The organism is Nibribacter koreensis (genome assembly GCF_039541795.1).
In the GTDB taxonomy this organism is placed as follows: Bacteria; Bacteroidota; Bacteroidia; order Cytophagales; family Hymenobacteraceae; genus Nibribacter; species Nibribacter koreensis.
This window is the reverse complement of the sequence record NZ_BAABGX010000001.1, coordinates 490,914-507,473: the sequence shown is the minus strand read 5'-3', so window position 1 is coordinate 507,473 and position 16,560 is coordinate 490,914. Positions and strand designations below refer to the sequence as shown.

Here is a 16,560-nt window from a genome sequence, read left to right as displayed (position 1 = left end):
AGCTAGTAGAAATACGGAGGCCTGAAGTTATAACCTTTCAGGCAAAATCTAGTTTAGAGAAGACTAGAACATTTAAAAACCATGTCTACGTCCTCTCAAAGTCCATCTGCTACGTTGCTGGCCCGTTTCCAGAGCTTCAGAACGCAAACCGAATCCCTCTGCGCACCCCTTACGCCAGAAGATACGGTCATGCAACCCATGGTGGACGTGAGCCCGCCCAAATGGCACCTGGGGCATACCACCTGGTTTTTTGAGACCTTCATTTTAAAACCGCACGCACGTAACTACCAGGAGTTTCATCCGCAGTACGCGTTTCTGTTCAACTCATACTACAACACGCTGGGCAGTAGGGTAAACCGCGCCGAAAGGGGCACTTTGTCACGGCCGCCTATGGCCGATATTCTGGCGTACCGCGCGCACGTCAACCACGCCATGGAGACGCTCTTGCAAAGTGATTTCCTTAGCCAGAATCCTAACCAGGCGCCTTTGTTTGAACTGGGGTTGCAACATGAGCAGCAGCATCAGGAACTACTGGTCACAGACATCAAATATATTCTCTCCTGCAATCCATTATTGCATGCTTACCTACCAGAAGACTCCACCGTTTTTGGCCCGAAATCCGGAAAACAGCCCAAAAACGAATGGGTCACCGTATCGGCCGGCATGTACCAGATAGGCCACCAAGGTGAAGGCTTCTGCTTTGACAATGAATTAAACCCGCACCAAGTATATCTAGCCGAATTCAAGGCCCGTGCCTGGTTGGTGACCAATCAAGAATACCTGCGGTTTATAGAGGACGGCGGCTACCAGAACTTTGTGTACTGGCTGGGCGAAGGCTGGGATCTGGTGCAGCAGCAACAATGGCAGGCTCCTTTGTACTGGCTCCAGCAGGAAAACGAGTGGTACTATTACACGTTGCACGGCTTGCAGAAGCTAGACTTGGAGGCCCCCGTCACGCACATCAGTTTTTATGAGGCGCTGGCGTATGCCAATTGGAGCGGCAACCGTCTGTTAACCGAGTTTGAGTGGGAGGCCCTGGCCCAAAAACACGCGGGCAGTCCCGCCGCAGGTAACTTTCTGGAGTCACAGTCTTTGCAACCAAAACCGGCTTTTCAGGCAGATGAGAACGTGGCCGCCGTCCAACTCTTAGGCGATGCCTGGGAATGGACGTACAGTGCCTATTTGCCGTATCCAGGGTTTGAGACCGCGCCTGGCGCCATTGGCGAGTACAACGGCAAGTTCATGATCAACCAGATGGTCTTACGCGGCGGCTCCTGCGCCACGCCGCAAAGCCACATCAGGACCACCTATCGTAATTTCTTTCACGCAGACAAACGCTGGCAGTTTACCGGTATTCGTCTGGCCCAGAAATAGACCTTCTTTATGACACAGATTTCCTCCAACGCCACCATGCCCCTCATCAACCTGCTTCCAGAAACCGTCACGGCAGATACTGGCCTGGGACAGGACGTGGCCCAAGGGCTGGCCGACTACCCCAAGCACCTCTCCTCCAGGTTTTTCTATGACGCTAAAGGCAGTCAGCTGTTTCAGCAGATCATGAAACTGCCCGAGTATTACCTCACTAAGCTGGAATTCCAGATTCTTAAACAGCAACGCAAAGAGATTCTGTATGCCTTCGGGACGCAGGAGCCTTTCCAGTTGGTGGACCTGGGCGCCGGCGATGCCTACAAAACCAAGCTGTTGTTGCAGGAACTGGTGAGCCAGAAGGCAGACGTGACGTTTGTGCCCTTAGATATCTCGCCAGAGCAACTGAAGGAGCTGTTGGAGGACTTGGCCTTGCGCTTCGCGGACTTGCAGGTGACTGCGCTGGCCGCCGAATATTTCCCGGGCCTGGAATGGCTCCAGGAAAACCACACCGAACGCAAACTCATTCTATTTTTAGGTTCTAACCTGGGCAATTTTAATCAAGATGATGCCAAGGAATTCCTTTGCCGAATCAGGAAAAACCTGCAATCCAAAGATCGATTTCTACTGGGCATTGATTTAAAGAAGGACCCCGAGAAAATACGCCAGGCCTATGATGACGCGGCCGGGGTGACCGCGGCCTTTAACCTGAACTTGCTACACCGCATCAACAAAGAACTGCAGGCTAATTTTGACGTGGACCAGTTCCAGCACTTTGCTGAGTATGACCCCGTGGAAGGCACCATGCGCAGCTACCTCATCAGCAAGCAGGCCCAGGAAGTGTACGTGGGCGCGCTGGACCAGACCTTCAGCTTTGAGGCCTGGGAAACCATCCACACCGAGAATTCTTACAAATACTCGCTTCGGCAGTTAAAAGAGATGGCGCTTGGTTGCGGCCTTGGCATTGACGACATCTTCACGGATGCCAGCCACGGCTTTGCCAACGTCCTCTTGAAGCCTTTGTAATTGCTGATTGTTAATTACTCCTCAAATCCGTTTTTGGCCTGATTTCCGGAAATCAGGCCAAAAACGGATTCTTCTTTTTAGATGGAAATGTAAACGCTCTCTTGTACTTTGCCAGTGATTTAAGCCATGAACGTTTTCCTGCTTTTAGCACCAAAAACAATCAGCAATCAACAACCAACAATTAACTAAATGGACCAGATTCCAATGCATTTGGGTGTTTCGCACTTTACCACGCCTAAGGTGGCGGTAGAAGGCTTGCAGGAGGCGCTTTTACAAAACGACACGTTTTATGGCCCTACAAAAGGGACCTTGAGTCTTCGCCAGGCCATTGCCAAACGGCATTTAGAGGAAGATGGCATTCCATTGCCCGAAAGTCAAATTCTAATTACGCACGGGTGCAAGCACGCCATTCATTTATACCTGCAAAGCCTATTGCTGCCCAGTGATGAAGTGATCATGCTGGCGCCCTACTGGTTTGCTTTTCCAGATTTGATACGCTTGAACGGCGGCACGTTGGTTTCTATTGAGGCCAATCCAGAAGAGAACTATGCCTTGCCCCTGGAAGCGATAAAGAAAGCCGTTACCCCCAATACCAAACTGCTCATCCTTTCCAATCCCGGCAACCCTACGGGCAAGGTTTACACCCAGAAAGAATTGCAGGCCATGGCAGATTTGGCAGTTGAGCATCCTCTCCTGCATATCCTCTCAGATGAGATTTATGACGGTTTGCAGTATGCGGCGGCCCCTTACAGTTTCCTTCGGTTTGAACATTTGCGCGACCGCGTGGCGGTGGTGAATGGCTTTTCCAAGTCCTTTGCCATGTCGGGTTGGCGAGTGGGGTATTTGATAGCACCGTTGGAGGTATTAGAGAAAGCCACTGACCTGCAATTGAAAACCATTTCTGGCGTGTCGCCTTTAAACCAGGCCGCGGCGGCTCAAGCCATGGAGCACCGCCAGGAGATATGGAAATCGTTTAAAGAAGACCTGGCTCCAAAACGAGAGCGTGTGCAAAACGTCTTGCAAAGCATACCTGGCCTTCAGTTTTTCGTCCCGGATGCGGGGTATTATTATGCTTTGGATGTCACCAATTTCCTGCGGCCCGCTAAGCTTGCTTCTCCTTACCAAACCGCAGAGGACTGGGCGGCAGCGTTGAAGGCCCAAGTGGGTCTGGAAGTGTTGCCCGGCACCAACATGGGCATGCCCTGCGCCGTTAGAATGTCCTTCGCCTTACCCGACCATGTCTTAGAAAGCGCCTTGCTGCGCCTAAAGACTTTTCTAGAACAATAGCCACCTTCCTTTTTTTGGCCTCTTTTCCAGAAAATAGGCTAAAAACGGCACTCACTCACTCACTCACTCACTCACTCACTCACTCACTCACTCACTCACTCACTCACTCACTCACTCACTCACTCACTCACTCACTCACTCACTCACTCACTCACTCACTCACTCACAATGGACAAATGTCTGGGGCGGCTTAGGGAAATAGCTGTAGTTTTGCAGTCTATTCCATTCTACCAGCATCGTGATTTTTTCTCCTTCTTATAGGCAACATTACAAAGCCACTTTTCTATTAGCGTTTCCGGTGGTGTTAAGCCAGTTGGGCCATATTCTGGTGTCCGTGGCGGATAGCATCATGGCCGGGCGCATTGGTACGCCGCAACTGGCCGCCGCCTCTTTGGGCAATAGCATCTTTACCATCGTGCTGGTTTTTGGCTTGGGCATCTCATACAGCATCACGCCGCTCATTGCCCGCGCCGATGGCCGCAAAAACCATCTGCGCATTGCCCTGGTGCTATTAAATGGCTTAGTGCTCAACACCTTGATTGGCGTCTTTTTGTTTCTGGTATTCTACGGCCTCTCGCCGCTTATCCATTACCTGCAACAGCCCTTGGATGTGGTAAAACTGACCATTCCGTACGTCAACATCCTGTTCTTGTCCATGGTCCCGTTAATGGTGTTCCAAGGGTTTAAACAGTTTGCCGAGGGGCTTTCGCTCACCAAGCAGTCCATGTACATCTCCATTTTTGCGAATGTATTGAACGTGGGTTTGAACTACATCCTGATATATGGCAAGTTGGGCTTTCCGGCGCTGGGATTGAACGGCGCGGCTTGGGCTACGCTTATCTCTAGGGTGGTGATGGCGGTGATGATGGGCGGCTACGTGCTCCTCTTTCCAAGATTTGCCAAGTACCGCAAATACCTTAAGAAACAGCACCTTTCCTGGGCGCACATGCTCACCATGCTTAAGATTGGCTTCCCTATCTCTTTGCAGATGATCTTTGAGATGGGCGCGTTTAGTTTCTCGGCGGTCATGATTGGCTGGGTAGGCGCAACGCAGTTGGCCGCCCACCAGATTGCCTTGAATGTGGCTTCTGTCACGTACATGATGGCCAGCGGAATATCAGCGGCGGCCACCATTAGGGTGGGCAACCTACGCGGCTCCGGCGACGGGCACGGCGTTCACACGGCGGGTTACAGCAGTATGATCATGGGCGCCTTGTTCATGGCGGGCACCGGCGTGCTGATCATCCTGGCCAAAGAATTGATACCTGCGTTTTACGTGAAGGACGTGGCCGTGCAGGCCCTGGCCTCTAAGCTGTTGATTGTGGCCGCCCTGTTCCAGATCTCTGACGGCGTACAGGTGGTGGCCTTGGGTGCCTTGCGTGGCTTAGAAGACGTGAAAGTGCCCAGCATGATCTCCTTGTTCTCCTATTGGCTTATTGCCTTGCCGGTGGGTTATACGCTGGGTTTTGTGTTTGACTTGGGGGCCATGGGCGTTTGGACGGGCTTATTAACGGGTTTGTCTATCGCGGCGGTGCTTTTGTTCTTCCGTTTCCGTAAATTCAGTCCGGCGTAAGTTTCTTGCTTCATTTGAAACTTGCGAAGGTACGGTTCTTGTTACGGTCACATCTATGCCAATATCCATACTATCGCTGTGGTTAAGCGCCCTGTTTCTAGGCCCTTCCGCAGATACTATACCCAATGTAACTAAAGCCGCCTCAGACATTCCGTGGGCCACGCAGAAGCGCCTCTCCTGGGATGATTTTGCCGGCGAGCCCGCGCCCAACAACAGCCACCACGCCCTTACTTCTACCAACATGGAGATGAAGGTGAAGTGCGAGAACAACCAGCTCAAATTCAAGGTAGAGGCCGTTTTCAACCCTAAGGAGTCCTGGACCCGCAACCGCGAGTCGCATGCGTTGCTGGCCCATGAGCAATTACACTTTGACATCACAGAACTGCACGCCCGCCAGTTGCGCAAGCGTTTGGCCTCTTTGCCCAACCCCTGCACCAGAGGCGCCGCAGACTTGAACAAGTATGCCAACCTAGCTTTTGAGGCCTGGCACAAAGAAGAAGACCAGTATGATAAGGAAAGCCGCCATGGCCTGGACAAAGCCCAGCAACAAGCCTGGCAAGATTCTGTGGCAGAACGCCTGAAAGCCCTGGAAGCCTACAAATAAAAAAAGCCTGCTACGTGTAGCAGGCTTTTTTTAGCATTAAGTCAATTTATGGTTTGTCCAAGTCCCTCACGGCAGGCCCGGCTATCACTTTGCCATGGGGGTCAAATCTGGAGCCGTGGCAAGGGCAGTCCCAGGACATTTCTGAGTGGTTCCAGTCTACTATACAGCCCAAGTGGGTGCAGACCGCTGAGCATTCAGTGCGCTTTCCGTCTTCGTCACAGTACACGGCCACTTTGCTCACGCCTCGCTGTACCACTTTGCCGGTGCCCGGGGCAATCACCTCTTCCTCATCTGCGCCCGGTTTTACCCAATCCACGTATTGCGCGGCCACGTTGAGGTTCTCTTTCAGGTACTCTTTGGCCGTCTCCAGGGAAATGGTCACTCTGCCTGGATCGTAGAGTTTCTCCCATGGGTTGGTCTTGCCTTGGATCAAGTCTGAAATGAGCATCCCGGCAATGGTGCCGTGCGTCATGCCATGACCTGAGTCACCAGTAGCAATGTACACGTTCTTGGTGTCGCCGGGATTACGGCCAATGTAGGCCATGAAATCTACCGGTTCCAGCACCTGGCCAGACCACCTGAAGACGGTGTCCGTCACCATTGGGAATTTCTTGCGGGTCCAGTCTTCCAGACAAGCAAAACGTTCGTTTTCATCGGTGTCTGACTGGCCGGTCTTGTGGTCTTCGCCGCCTACAATCAAGACATCATGCGCTTCTTTCTCTTCACCGGCTACAGAGCCCAGGCGCACATAGTGGTAAGGGTCAGAGTCGTCCCAGTAGAGGGCGGCAGGAACACTGTTTTTAGGCACGCGCATGCCCACCACGTAGGTACGGTACGGCGCCTGCTTGGTGTGCATGGTCACAAAATCATTGACCGGCGTGTTGGTGCAGACTACCAGGTGATTGGCACTCACAGAGAAGCCGGCATCTGTGGTGACTCTGGTCACGTTGCCGCTCTCAAATTGCTTGACATGGCTATGCGTGAAGATGAGGCCGTCATGGTCAATGATGTACTGCGCCAGTTTCCAGAGGTATTTGATGGGATGGAACTGTGCTTGGTTGGGGAACTCCAGGCAAGGACCGTCGCTCACGCTCTGCACCGGACAGCGCTTGAGCTTCACTACCTCTTTTATGCCCAGCTGGTGGCAGGCCTGCATTTCTTCGTCCAGTTGGTCTTCAGTGTCAGTGGCCCCCAGGAACAAGTAGCCGGGTAGGCGGGTAAAGTCGCAGTCTATTTTCTCGTCTTTGATGATCTGTTCAATCTTGTTGATGGCGTCGCGGTGACTTTCATAGGCCAGTCTGGCATTGGCATCACCTAGAACGCTTTTGATTTTACTGAACCGGTCGTCCAGGGCCCAGGACAGGTGGGCAGTGGTACGGCTGGTTTCGCCGCCGCAAATGTCGCCGGCATCCAGCACTATTACTTTCTTGCCAGCCTTGGCTAAAAGGTAGGCCGTGGTAAGGCCCGCAATACCAGCGCCTACCACGCAGACATCAGTGGTGAGATTTTCTGACAGTGAAGAAGTGGCCGGCATGGTGACGCCCGGTTGCCAGACAGACAAAGTGGTACCCGTGTTATTTCTCATAGTTTGCAGGTTTGAAGTGATTTGCTAAAACCTTGTGGCTAAGCTTTCTTAACGTACGAAGTCCGTGCAAGGAGAGTTCTTGCCCTGTACCTGCCCTTGCTAACTGCCCATCACCGCTTATCTTTCAGGAAAAAACACAGAGATGGACCAGCACATTACATGGGATCAGTTCATGGCCGTAGACCTTAGAGTAGGTACCATCATTCAGGCAGAACCTTTCCCAGAAGCCCGCAAACCCGCTTACAAACTGCGAGTAGACTTAGGCGAACTAGGCATAAAGAAATCCAGCGCGCAGATTACGCATCATTATACGGCAGAGGAACTGGTAGGCCGGCAGGTGCTGTGCGTGGTCAATTTCGCGCCAAAGCAGATTGGCCCCTGGATGTCTGAGGTCTTGGTGACGGGATTTGAGGATGAGAACAAGCACATTGTCCTGGCGCAACCCCAGCAAGCCGTACCCAATGGCAAGAGGTTGATTTAAGTGCTTGTTGAGGATAGGTTAATCCTTAGTAGATGGATTTGATTAACTTGTTTGAACCCTAAATCTGACTGGAAAAATCAAAACTATACAAGGAGCTCCATTTGCGTTCAGGCCCATGGTAAGTTCTACTAAACGTGCGGACAAAAGCGGACGCTTGCGCCATGGTATGCACCTAAATTTAATGCAGAAAATTGATCCGTTTTTGGCTTGCTTTCTGTAAAACAGGCCAAAAACGAAGGAGCGCTATTGTTGGACGGGCACTTCTTCTTTCGCGCCAGCTGACTCCACTACCGGTTTAGGATCTTGAATGACCTAGCCTGTTTTGGGGGTGAGCTTGGCTTCTTGCAGGCTTAGACTGTCCAGCACTTTCTCGTAGATTTTGTCTAACAGCGCAGGATTCATAAGATAGTAGTCATAACTATGCCTGAAGGAGCTGTCTGTGATGCCATGCTTCTTAAAAATATCCTTCTGCACGTTCTTAAACACCATCTTGGAAGTGTCATACTGCGTGATGGTTCGGCCAATGCGCGCCTCGGCTAGGTGAATGTCTAAGAGGACGCTGGTCATTTTGTCTTCGGGGACCAGGTCTGCGGGGGCAGTGGACTTGGGCGCGCAGGCATACACAACCAATGACAGCAAGAATAGGCTCAGACGTTTTTTCACGCGGTTGTCGGTAAGATTCGGTAAATTTAGGACGCTGCACAAACCTCATTCGGCATGAAAGACTTGGTCAGGAAGCTACGAAAGTACGAGATACAGATAAGAAAGGCAATTGACGCACAACTCCAGGGCGACTTCAAATCTGTGTTCAAAAGTTCTGGGCTGGAATTTGACGACGTGCGGGCTTATCAGTACGGAGATGACGTGCGCTCCATAGACTGGAACGTAAGTGCCAAGGGCCATGGTACATTTGTCAAGACCTACCGCGAAGAAAAAGAGCAGAACGTGTTCATTCTCCTGGACGTGTCTGGCTCACAGGCGCTGGGCGTGCCCGGTCTGCAGAAAATGGATATCGGCAAGGAGATCAGTGGTATTCTGGCGCTGGCCGCCATCAAACAGGGCAGTCAGCTGGGCATGATTTGTTTCAGTGACACCAAGGAGAAATACCTGAAGCCCGGCAAAGGCAACGAGCACGCCTACTCCATCATCAAGACCCTGGCAGAGCTGCAGCCGGCCTCCAAGAAAACCAACATCGGCGAGGGAATTCGGCTAGCCCTGAACGTGGTCAAACGCAAGAGCATCATGATCCTCATCTCAGACTTTATTGACCTGAGCTATGAGCGTGAACTTATCATGCTGGCCAAGAAACACGACCTCATTGTGCTCCAACTTATGGACCGCCGCGAGACCGCCTTCCCCAGCCTGGGCATTGTGCCGCTGCTGGATAAAGAATCTGGCAAAACCATCTGGATCAACACGTCCTCCAAAGCATTCAAGGAGCGCTATCTGCTGCCATATGCCGAGAACCAGGAGAAGCTCACCAAGATTTGCCGCAAGTACCAGGCAGACTTCCTGCCCATTTACGTGGACCAGGACTACGCGCCGCAACTCGTCAACCTCTTCAGGGCCCGTAACAGAATCATGAAGCGCAGTTCTTAAACAATGTGCTAATGAGTTAATGTGCTGATGTGCTACTTCTTTTTAATTTAAAAATGTGGAGATGGGCAAATATGGAAATGTGCAGATCTGGAGATGGAGGTATGAAGGAATTTCAATTAAAGTAACTTCCATTTAATTAAAAGATATACCGTCCGTTTTTGGGTTGTTTTCTGGAAAATAGCCCAAAAACGAGAAAAAAAACTCTTGTGTCTTGTATCTTGCGTCTTGTGTCTGATTTAAAAAAAGGCTGGTGGGTATTGTTGTGGTTGCTTCCCTTTACGGGGCTAGCCCAGATTCCTACGGTCCAGTTGCAAGGCTATTTCTTAAAAGACACGGTTGAAGTAGGCCAGACCGTACGGTACGTATTGCGCTCTGTCCATGCCCCAGAAGCCGAATTGGTGTTCCCGGACAGCACCTTCAAATTCACGCCCTTTGAGCTGGTCAAGAAAGAATTTTACCCTACCCGTACGCAAGGCACCAAGAGCATTGACAGCACCATCTATGTGTTGCGCACCTTCAGCCTAAGTCCCGTTCAGAAGTTGCAGGTCTATGCGCGCCTTTTTTTCCAGGGAGACACGCTCCAGTTGAACACCCTGCCAGACTCAGTGGTGTTGCGGCAATTGGTGACCACCGTGACAGACCCTCTGCCTCTGCGGTCTGACACTAAGCTCACGCCGGTACCGGAGATGTTCAACTATCTGTACTGGGGTTTGGGAATACTAGCGGGCCTCATCTTGATTGGCGGCATCTGGGGCTTGTTTGGCCGAAGCATCGTCACGCGTTACAGACTATATGTTCTGCAAAAATACCAGACCCAGTTCCAGAGCAGGTTCCAGAACACCATTGACCGCTTTCAAAGAACCAGAACGCTGGAGCAGTTGGAACGCGGCACTACCCTCTGGAAAAACTACCTGACCAGGCTAGAAGAACAGGAGATCAGCTCTTTCACCACCAAAGAAATCACTACTTTTTATGAGGAAGATGAACGGGTGGGCAATGCCTTAAAGGTCTGTGACCGGGCCATTTACGGAAACATCATCTCTGACGACATCTCTGAGGTGACAGACGCCTTGCATCAGCTTTCAGACTTCGCCGCTTATCGGTTTACCATCATTAGAGACTCCCTGCGCAATGTGGCAAACACCCTCTGATTTTACCTGGCTCAACGTCAACTGGTTTAGCTGGCACACCTGGCAGTCTTTTGACTGGGAGAACCCCGGGTTTCTATATGGCCTGCTGGCCGTGCCGCTGTTGTTTGTCTTGCGCTGGCTGCTGCACTTAAGGTTTAGAAAGAAGCTGGACGTGGCCTTGTTTGAGGGCAAAGCCAAATGGCATTGGACCAGCACCCTGCGGTACGTGCCAGACGTGGTGTTTGGCTTATTTTTAATGCTGGTGTTGGTGGCCTTGGCCAGACCCCAGAAAACAGATGAGACCATTGAACAGTTTGCCGAAGGGATAGACATTGTCCTGGTTCTGGACGTGTCTGGCTCCATGGAGCTCACCGACTTTAAACCCAACCGTCTGGAGGCCGCCAAAAAAGTAGCCCTGCAGTTTGTGAACGGCCGCGTGCAAGACCGCATTGGCGTGGTGGTGTTTGCCGGGCAAGCCTTCTCTCTCGTTCCGCTCACCACTGACTATTCTTTGGTGCAGGAAAGCATCAAAGGGATAGAATTGAACATGATTCCGGAAGATGGTACCGCCATTGGCAGTGCCTTGGCCGTGGCTCTCAACCGCTTGCGCGAGTCAACTGCCAAGTCTAAAGTCTGCATCTTGATTAGTGACGGTGAAAACACCGCCGGCAGCCTTGACCCCGAGCTAGCCGCCCAACTGGCGCATGCCTTCCAGGTAAAACTGTACACCGTAGGCATTGGCCGCGAAGGCACCATCCAGCTACCGCCAGACTCTACGGGGCAAGTGGTGACCGTGCAGACTGGACTAGAAGAGAAGACCCTGCGGCAATTGGCTTCCTTGTCTGAAGGGCAGTTCTACAGAGCGCAGGACGCCAACACGCTCACCAGCATTTTCAAGAAAATCAACGCGCTAGAAAAGACCGAATTAAAGGAAACCCGCTACAGAGACACCAAAGATTTTTACCAGGTATATTTGCGCTGGGCCATTCTACTCTTTCTGGTCTGGCTCCTGCTCAAAAACACCTTTTTCACCAACGCGTTAGAAGACTAGTTTTATAAGACATTAGACGCTAGATATTAGAAATAAGACTTTTCTAATTAGCCTAAAAAATGATTTATAACTCGATTTTATAATCTAGTATTTAACGTCTAATATCTAACATCTCATAAAAATGTCCATCCAAGAAAGCATTCAGGAATTTAACAATAGACTGACCGGATCAAACTGTCAATTGATAGCCGTTTCTAAGACGCATCCGGTAGCCTTGATCAGGGAGGCCTATGCCGCCGGGCAGCGGGCCTTTGGGGAGAACAAGGTACAGGAAATGATGGAGAAGCAGCCTTCCTTGCCAGAAGATATCCAGTGGCACATGATTGGTCACCTGCAAACCAACAAGGTCAAGTACATCGCGCCCTTCGTGCACTTGATACAGTCAGTGGACAGCTTTAAGCTCTTGCAGGAAATCAACAAGCAGGCGCTCAAATATGACCGCGTGTTAGACTGTCTTTTGCAGTTTTACATAGCCGAAGAGGAAACCAAGTACGGCTTGTCCTTAGAAGAAGCCCAGCAGATGTTGCGGTCCCCTGAATTTAAAGCCTTGCAGAATGTGCGCATTTGCGGGGTGATGGGCGTGGCCACCAACACAGATTCTGACGAGGAACTGCAGAAGGAATTCAGGTTACTTAAGCGCATCTTTGACACTTTGCATCAGGAGTTTTTTAAAGATGCTGACTACTTCAAAGAAATCTCCATGGGCATGAGCTCTGACTACCAATTGGCTATTGCTGAAGGCAGTACCATGGTACGCGTAGGCAGTGCCATCTTTGGCCAAAGAAATTATCCATCTCCTTCTAACCAATAAATTATGTCACCTAAAATCATCCTTATACTGGGCGCTTTGATCAGTGGCTTGGGCGTCATGATTGGGGCCTTTGGCGCGCACGGTTTAAAAGCCGTTCTAGCCGCCACCAACCGCGCCGATACCTTTGAGACCGCCGTCAAGTACCAGATGTACCATGCCCTGGGCTTGTTACTGGTTGGACTTCTCATGGCGCAATTCCCAGCTATCACGGGTCTGAAATTGACGGGCATCTGCTTTTTAGTTGGCATCCTCATTTTCTCTGGCAGCCTGTATGTTCTCAGCCTCACGGGCATCACGTGGCTGGGCGCCATCACCCCCATCGGTGGCCTGTTTTTCATCATCGGCTGGGTAAATCTAGTGTGGGTTCTGGCAAAGAATCTATAATTGCTGGTTGTTGATTGCTGATGGCTTGGTGTAGGTAGCTGATAGTGATGGTTGATTGTTGAGCTTAGAAAGAACTTCGTTTTTGGCTTGATTTCCATAAAACAAGCCAAAAACGCACGGCTCGTTACAGACCAACTACGTGTGCCAAATCATTAATCCTAGGTTGTGATAAATGTAAAAACTGGCTACCATGGCGCAAGCGTCCGCTTGTGTCCGCCCGCGTTGGTGATCCTATATGCGCGTGGAGACAAGGCAGTGCCATTGTCTCTACCCCAAAAAATGGGTTGGTTTGAAGCACGCGATTCCATTAAGGTTTCTACTTTTAATTACCACCTAATACCCTGCTATTCGGGATTTATCAATCCCGAATCTCTCTGTCGGGGATTTATCAATCCCCTTTGTGAACGTATGAGAAAACAGGGAACCGGGGATTGGTAAATCCCCGACAAATAACTTTCGGATTGATAAATCCGAAAGAGCCAGTTAATCAGAAAGAGCTATAATACACCGGCCAGGATTTAATTAAAACCAAAAAAGCCGGAAGTTATAATCCTCAATCATGCTACCCGCAGATTAAAAACTTGCGGAAAAAAGGAATCACATATGCATGCGGACACAAGCGGACGCTTGCGCCATAAGGAAAGAATCAATCAAACTTCTGTAATCAACCTTACCAACGCAAAAACGCCTCTCCTGCTTTGAGCAAGAGAGGCGTTTTTACGTTATTTTCTGGGAATTAGCCCGAAAACGGATTACTGAGCGGCTACAATAGTGGTAGCAATGATTACCTGCGTAGTGCCCTGCAGAGCGTTGGAGTCAATGGTGATGACCTTATTTTGCTTGCCCATCTTACCAGCGCTGTTAAATCGCGCAGTAATATCAGCGGACTGACCCGGCTGAATTGGCGCTTTTGGCCAGGTAGGAACGGTACAGCCACAGGTGGTGCGCACATTAGAAATCATCAAAGGCTTAGACCCGTTGTTGGTGAACTTGAAGGTGTATTCCACTACTTCGCCTTGCTTGATGGTCCCAAAATCATGCTTCTCCTCTGCAAACAAGATGGAGGGCCCAGCAGGAATAGGTGGAGCTGGTGCAATAACTTCTATGAATGTACTGTCTTGCGTAGTCTGAGCCATGGCCGCAGTGCTTCCTAAAAACAAGAATAGAATCCCAAATAATATCTTTTTCATATGTACATTTTTTACTTTTTACAAACTGCTCTAAAACGGCAATTATTATTCCTCCACCTCAATAGGAGCGCCTTCCAGCAATTTAGAGTTAAAGTTCACCAGAAACAACTGCTCTGAGGCACGGGTGGTGGCCGTGTAGAGCCAGCGCGCGAATTCCTGGTTCACCAAGTCCTCTTTCAGGTACCCGTGATCCACAAATACTGCCTGCCATTGGCCACCCTGCGCTTTGTGGCAGGTCAAGGCGTAGGCAAACTTTACCTGCAGAGCGTTTAGATACTTGTCCTGCTTCATCTCTATCGTGCGCTGGCGTTTGCTTTTGATATGCTGGTAATCAAGCAGAACCTCGGCGTAAAGTTGCTTGTTCTTGTCGGCGGGAAGGGCGGGCGTCTCTGAGTGCAGGGTGTCTAGCATGATTTTTATTTCAAGCTCCTCTTCCTGCGGATAGTCCACAAACTTTATCTGCACATCGGCAAAGCGCATGTTGTACATCTCCTCATACCGGATGATTTTGGTAATCTCCACGAAATCGCCGTTGGCCATGAAGCCTATGCTGGAGTCTTTGGGCAACCAGCCGTAGTTGTTGCGCACAATCATGAGGTAGTCGCCGGCGCTAATTTCGTCTTCATGGAAGAAGATCTGACGGCGTATGTGCTGGTTGTAAAGGTTGGCGGTTTTGTTGGAACGACAGATGACGGTGGTGTTCTCAATCCCGAACTTCTCATAAGCATAGCGCAAGCCGTCCTCCAACTTCTCGCCGGTCATGGCAAAGATGTCGCGGTAGCCTTTGGTCCTGAAGCTCAGTTCGGGCTGTTCCTTGATGAGCTCGTTCCGCATTCGGGTGGCGTTCATTAAGATGCCAGATTCCTCAGCCTGGCGCATCACCTGGCGCATTTCCATCTGGTGCACGTGTACCTGGAAGTTATTTTGCAGGTAGGCAGGATCCAGCGACGGGCTGATGGTCTGGTTCACCGGCGGTAACTGGGCGGTGTCGCCTATCAAGAGCAGTTTATTGTTGGTGTGCTCAAAGATGTAGGCCATCAAATCCTGCAAGAGGCCGTTGTCCCCGAAGGCTTTCTCATCTGAGATCATAGAAGCCTCATCTACTATGTAGAGCACATTCTCCTGCTTGTTGGGTTGGCGGGTGAACGACAACCCGTCTGAATAGGCGTTAGCCGTCTGCTTGTATATCTTCTTGTGGATGGTGGAAGCCTGTTTGCCCGTGTAAGTAGCCATTACTTTGGCGGCTCTACCGGTGGGCGCCAACAGCACGTACTTGTAGCCAAACTTGTTCAGGATTTTAACCAGGGCGCTTACCACGGTGGTTTTACCCGTACCGGCAAATCCTTTGAGCATGAAGACTTCCTTGAGGCCGGTTTTGCGCAGAATGAACTGCTCCAGCTTCTGGAATAGGGCCACCTGGTCAGCGGTGGGTTCAAAGGGAAAGCTCTTGCGTAAGGCTTCTGCGGGGGTCATGCGGGGTTTTGTGGTTTGGCGTCTTCGGGGTGCAAGGTAGCCATGGTGGCCGAGGCTTTGGCAATGAGAACCTGCTGGCCCTGCTCCCCTTCTGAAAAGATTTCGGCCTCACAAAAGTTCAACTTGCGGCCTTGTTTAATCACCCATCCCTTGGCTATCAATTTGGTGCCTAAACCGGGGTTTAAATAGGATACGCGCAGGTCTACCGTCACCACATGGTTATCTGCCGGCACTAGCGTCACCGCGGCAAAGCCCATCACAATATCTGCCAGCGTAGCTGTGACGCCGCCATGCGCAAAGCCTTTATGTTGCTTATGTTTCTCCTCCAGCGCTAAAGTACCTTCTACCCTGCCCACTTCAATAGCGTCTATTTCAAAACCCAACAAATGCATGTAAAATTGCCGCTGAAGTTTTTCTTTTACCGTATCTCTGTACTGAGGATTATACGTCTGTATCATTTGGCAAAAGTACGGCCAAAGGAACTGCCCTACAACCTATGGAGAACATTCATCCGCTTGCTGAATCATATAGTCATAAAACGCGCGTAAGGGTCTGCGGACTGCTGGTACAAGACAACACTTTATTGCTGGCCCGTCATACGGCCGCCTTTGGCGCGGGCTCCTTTTGGATTCCGCCGGGCGGAGGTCTGGACTACGGCGAAAAGGTGAAAGACTGTCTCACGCGCGAGTTTGAGGAGGAAACCGGTCTCGCCATTGAAGTGGGCAGATTTCTATACCTGCATGAATTCCTGAGACCTCCCCTCCATGCCATTGAGCTCTTCTTTGAGGTAAAACAGGTTTCGGGGGAATTAAAACTGGGCCATGACCCTGAGCACGGTCAGGATGCCCAGTTGTTGGAAGAGGTGAGGTTCATAAGCGTGCGCGACATGTACAAAATGCACCCCGAAGAACTGCACCCCGTCCTGCACGGCTTGGTCAACATTGACGACCTCTACATCCCTCGGTTTGAATTTGCTAAATAGTCTCTCCATAAATTTCACT

17 protein-coding genes are annotated in these 16,560 nt (G+C 50.7%); 12 read left to right on the top strand and 5 right to left on the bottom strand.

What is annotated here, in order from left to right; translation table 11 throughout:
• The first annotated feature begins 81 nt into the window (after nt 1–81).
• The 5 genes from egtB to ABD880_RS02145 all read left to right on the top strand — a co-directional run bounded on the left by egtB (nt 82) and on the right by ABD880_RS02145 (nt 5,855).
• The gene (gene egtB / locus ABD880_RS02165; RefSeq protein ID WP_345161862.1) at nt 82–1,374 is read left to right on the top strand and encodes an ergothioneine biosynthesis protein EgtB; all 1,293 of its coding nucleotides are present in this window, start codon (nt 82–84) and stop codon (nt 1,372–1,374) included.
• A gap of 9 nt (nt 1,375–1,383) precedes the next feature.
• Nucleotides 1,384–2,391: an L-histidine N(alpha)-methyltransferase gene (gene egtD / locus ABD880_RS02160; RefSeq protein WP_345161859.1), complete on the top strand. Its 1,008-nt coding sequence runs from the start codon at nt 1,384–1,386 to the stop codon at nt 2,389–2,391.
• 189 nt (nt 2,392–2,580) lie between these two features.
• Nucleotides 2,581–3,678, top strand: coding sequence for a pyridoxal phosphate-dependent aminotransferase (locus ABD880_RS02155; RefSeq protein WP_345161857.1), 1,098 nt, complete (start codon nt 2,581–2,583; stop codon nt 3,676–3,678).
• 238 nt (nt 3,679–3,916) lie between these two features.
• Nucleotides 3,917–5,251 carry an MATE family efflux transporter gene (locus ABD880_RS02150; RefSeq protein WP_345161855.1) on the top strand — a complete coding sequence of 445 codons (1,335 nt, stop codon included), beginning with the start codon at nt 3,917–3,919 and terminating at the stop codon, nt 5,249–5,251.
• 55 nt (nt 5,252–5,306) lie between these two features.
• On the top strand, nt 5,307–5,855 hold the full coding sequence (locus ABD880_RS02145; protein ID WP_345161853.1) for a DUF922 domain-containing protein: 549 nt from the start codon (nt 5,307–5,309) through the stop codon (nt 5,853–5,855).
• Nucleotides 5,856–5,901: 46 nt separating this feature from the next.
• Here the strand turns inward: ABD880_RS02145 and ABD880_RS02140 are convergent, their stop codons facing one another.
• On the bottom strand, nt 5,902–7,440 hold the full coding sequence (locus tag ABD880_RS02140) for an FAD-dependent oxidoreductase (RefSeq protein ID WP_345161851.1): 1,539 nt from the start codon (nt 7,438–7,440) through the stop codon (nt 5,902–5,904).
• Nucleotides 7,441–7,582: 142 nt separating this feature from the next.
• On the opposite strand from ABD880_RS02140, the gene ABD880_RS02135 reads away from it, so the two are divergent.
• Entirely contained in the window at nt 7,583–7,921 is a 339-nt protein-coding gene (locus ABD880_RS02135) for a tRNA-binding protein (RefSeq protein WP_345161849.1), read from the top strand.
• A 312-nt stretch (nt 7,922–8,233) separates the two neighbouring features.
• Here ABD880_RS02135 and ABD880_RS02130 read toward each other — a convergent pair whose 3' ends face one another.
• Nucleotides 8,234–8,584, bottom strand: coding sequence for a DUF4296 domain-containing protein (locus tag ABD880_RS02130; protein WP_345161847.1), 351 nt, complete (start codon nt 8,582–8,584; stop codon nt 8,234–8,236).
• 54 nt (nt 8,585–8,638) lie between these two features.
• Here ABD880_RS02130 and ABD880_RS02125 point away from each other — a divergent pair, with 54 nt between their 5' ends.
• From ABD880_RS02125 to ABD880_RS02105, 5 genes are all read left to right on the top strand, one after another.
• On the top strand, nt 8,639–9,520 hold the full coding sequence (locus ABD880_RS02125; protein ID WP_345161845.1) for a DUF58 domain-containing protein: 882 nt from the start codon (nt 8,639–8,641) through the stop codon (nt 9,518–9,520).
• A 227-nt stretch (nt 9,521–9,747) separates the two neighbouring features.
• Nucleotides 9,748–10,671 carry a hypothetical protein gene (locus tag ABD880_RS02120; RefSeq protein ID WP_345161844.1) on the top strand — a complete coding sequence of 308 codons (924 nt, stop codon included), beginning with the start codon at nt 9,748–9,750 and terminating at the stop codon, nt 10,669–10,671.
• Complete coding sequence (locus ABD880_RS02115; protein ID WP_345161842.1) at nt 10,652–11,701, top strand: vWA domain-containing protein; 1,050 nt, start codon at nt 10,652–10,654, stop codon at nt 11,699–11,701. Before ABD880_RS02120 ends, ABD880_RS02115 begins: the two co-directional genes overlap by 20 nt.
• Before the next feature lie 121 nt (nt 11,702–11,822).
• Entirely contained in the window at nt 11,823–12,512 is a 690-nt protein-coding gene (locus ABD880_RS02110) for a YggS family pyridoxal phosphate-dependent enzyme (protein WP_345161840.1), read from the top strand.
• 3 nt (nt 12,513–12,515) lie between these two features.
• Nucleotides 12,516–12,896, top strand: a complete 381-nt coding sequence (locus tag ABD880_RS02105; RefSeq protein ID WP_345161838.1) for a DUF423 domain-containing protein — start codon at nt 12,516–12,518, stop codon at nt 12,894–12,896.
• Between the two features lie 752 nt (nt 12,897–13,648).
• On the opposite strand, the gene ABD880_RS02100 is transcribed toward ABD880_RS02105, so the two are convergent.
• From ABD880_RS02100 to ABD880_RS02090, 3 genes are read right to left on the bottom strand one after another with little or no spacing between them, the layout of a single operon-like run.
• A complete protein-coding gene (locus ABD880_RS02100) occupies nt 13,649–14,086 on the bottom strand; it encodes a DUF1573 domain-containing protein (protein ID WP_345161836.1) in 438 nt (145 codons plus the stop codon).
• Nucleotides 14,087–14,131: 45 nt separating this feature from the next.
• Nucleotides 14,132–15,559 carry an ATP-dependent DNA helicase gene (locus ABD880_RS02095; protein WP_345161834.1) on the bottom strand — a complete coding sequence of 476 codons (1,428 nt, stop codon included), beginning with the start codon at nt 15,557–15,559 and terminating at the stop codon, nt 14,132–14,134.
• On the bottom strand, nt 15,556–16,017 hold the full coding sequence (locus tag ABD880_RS02090; protein ID WP_345161832.1) for a PaaI family thioesterase: 462 nt from the start codon (nt 16,015–16,017) through the stop codon (nt 15,556–15,558). The genes ABD880_RS02095 and ABD880_RS02090 overlap by 4 nt, the downstream gene beginning before the upstream one ends.
• A 38-nt stretch (nt 16,018–16,055) precedes the next feature.
• On the opposite strand from ABD880_RS02090, the gene ABD880_RS02085 reads away from it, so the two are divergent.
• The gene (locus ABD880_RS02085; protein WP_345161830.1) at nt 16,056–16,541 is read left to right on the top strand and encodes an NUDIX domain-containing protein; all 486 of its coding nucleotides are present in this window, start codon (nt 16,056–16,058) and stop codon (nt 16,539–16,541) included.
• Nucleotides 16,542–16,560: the final 19 nt, after the last annotated feature.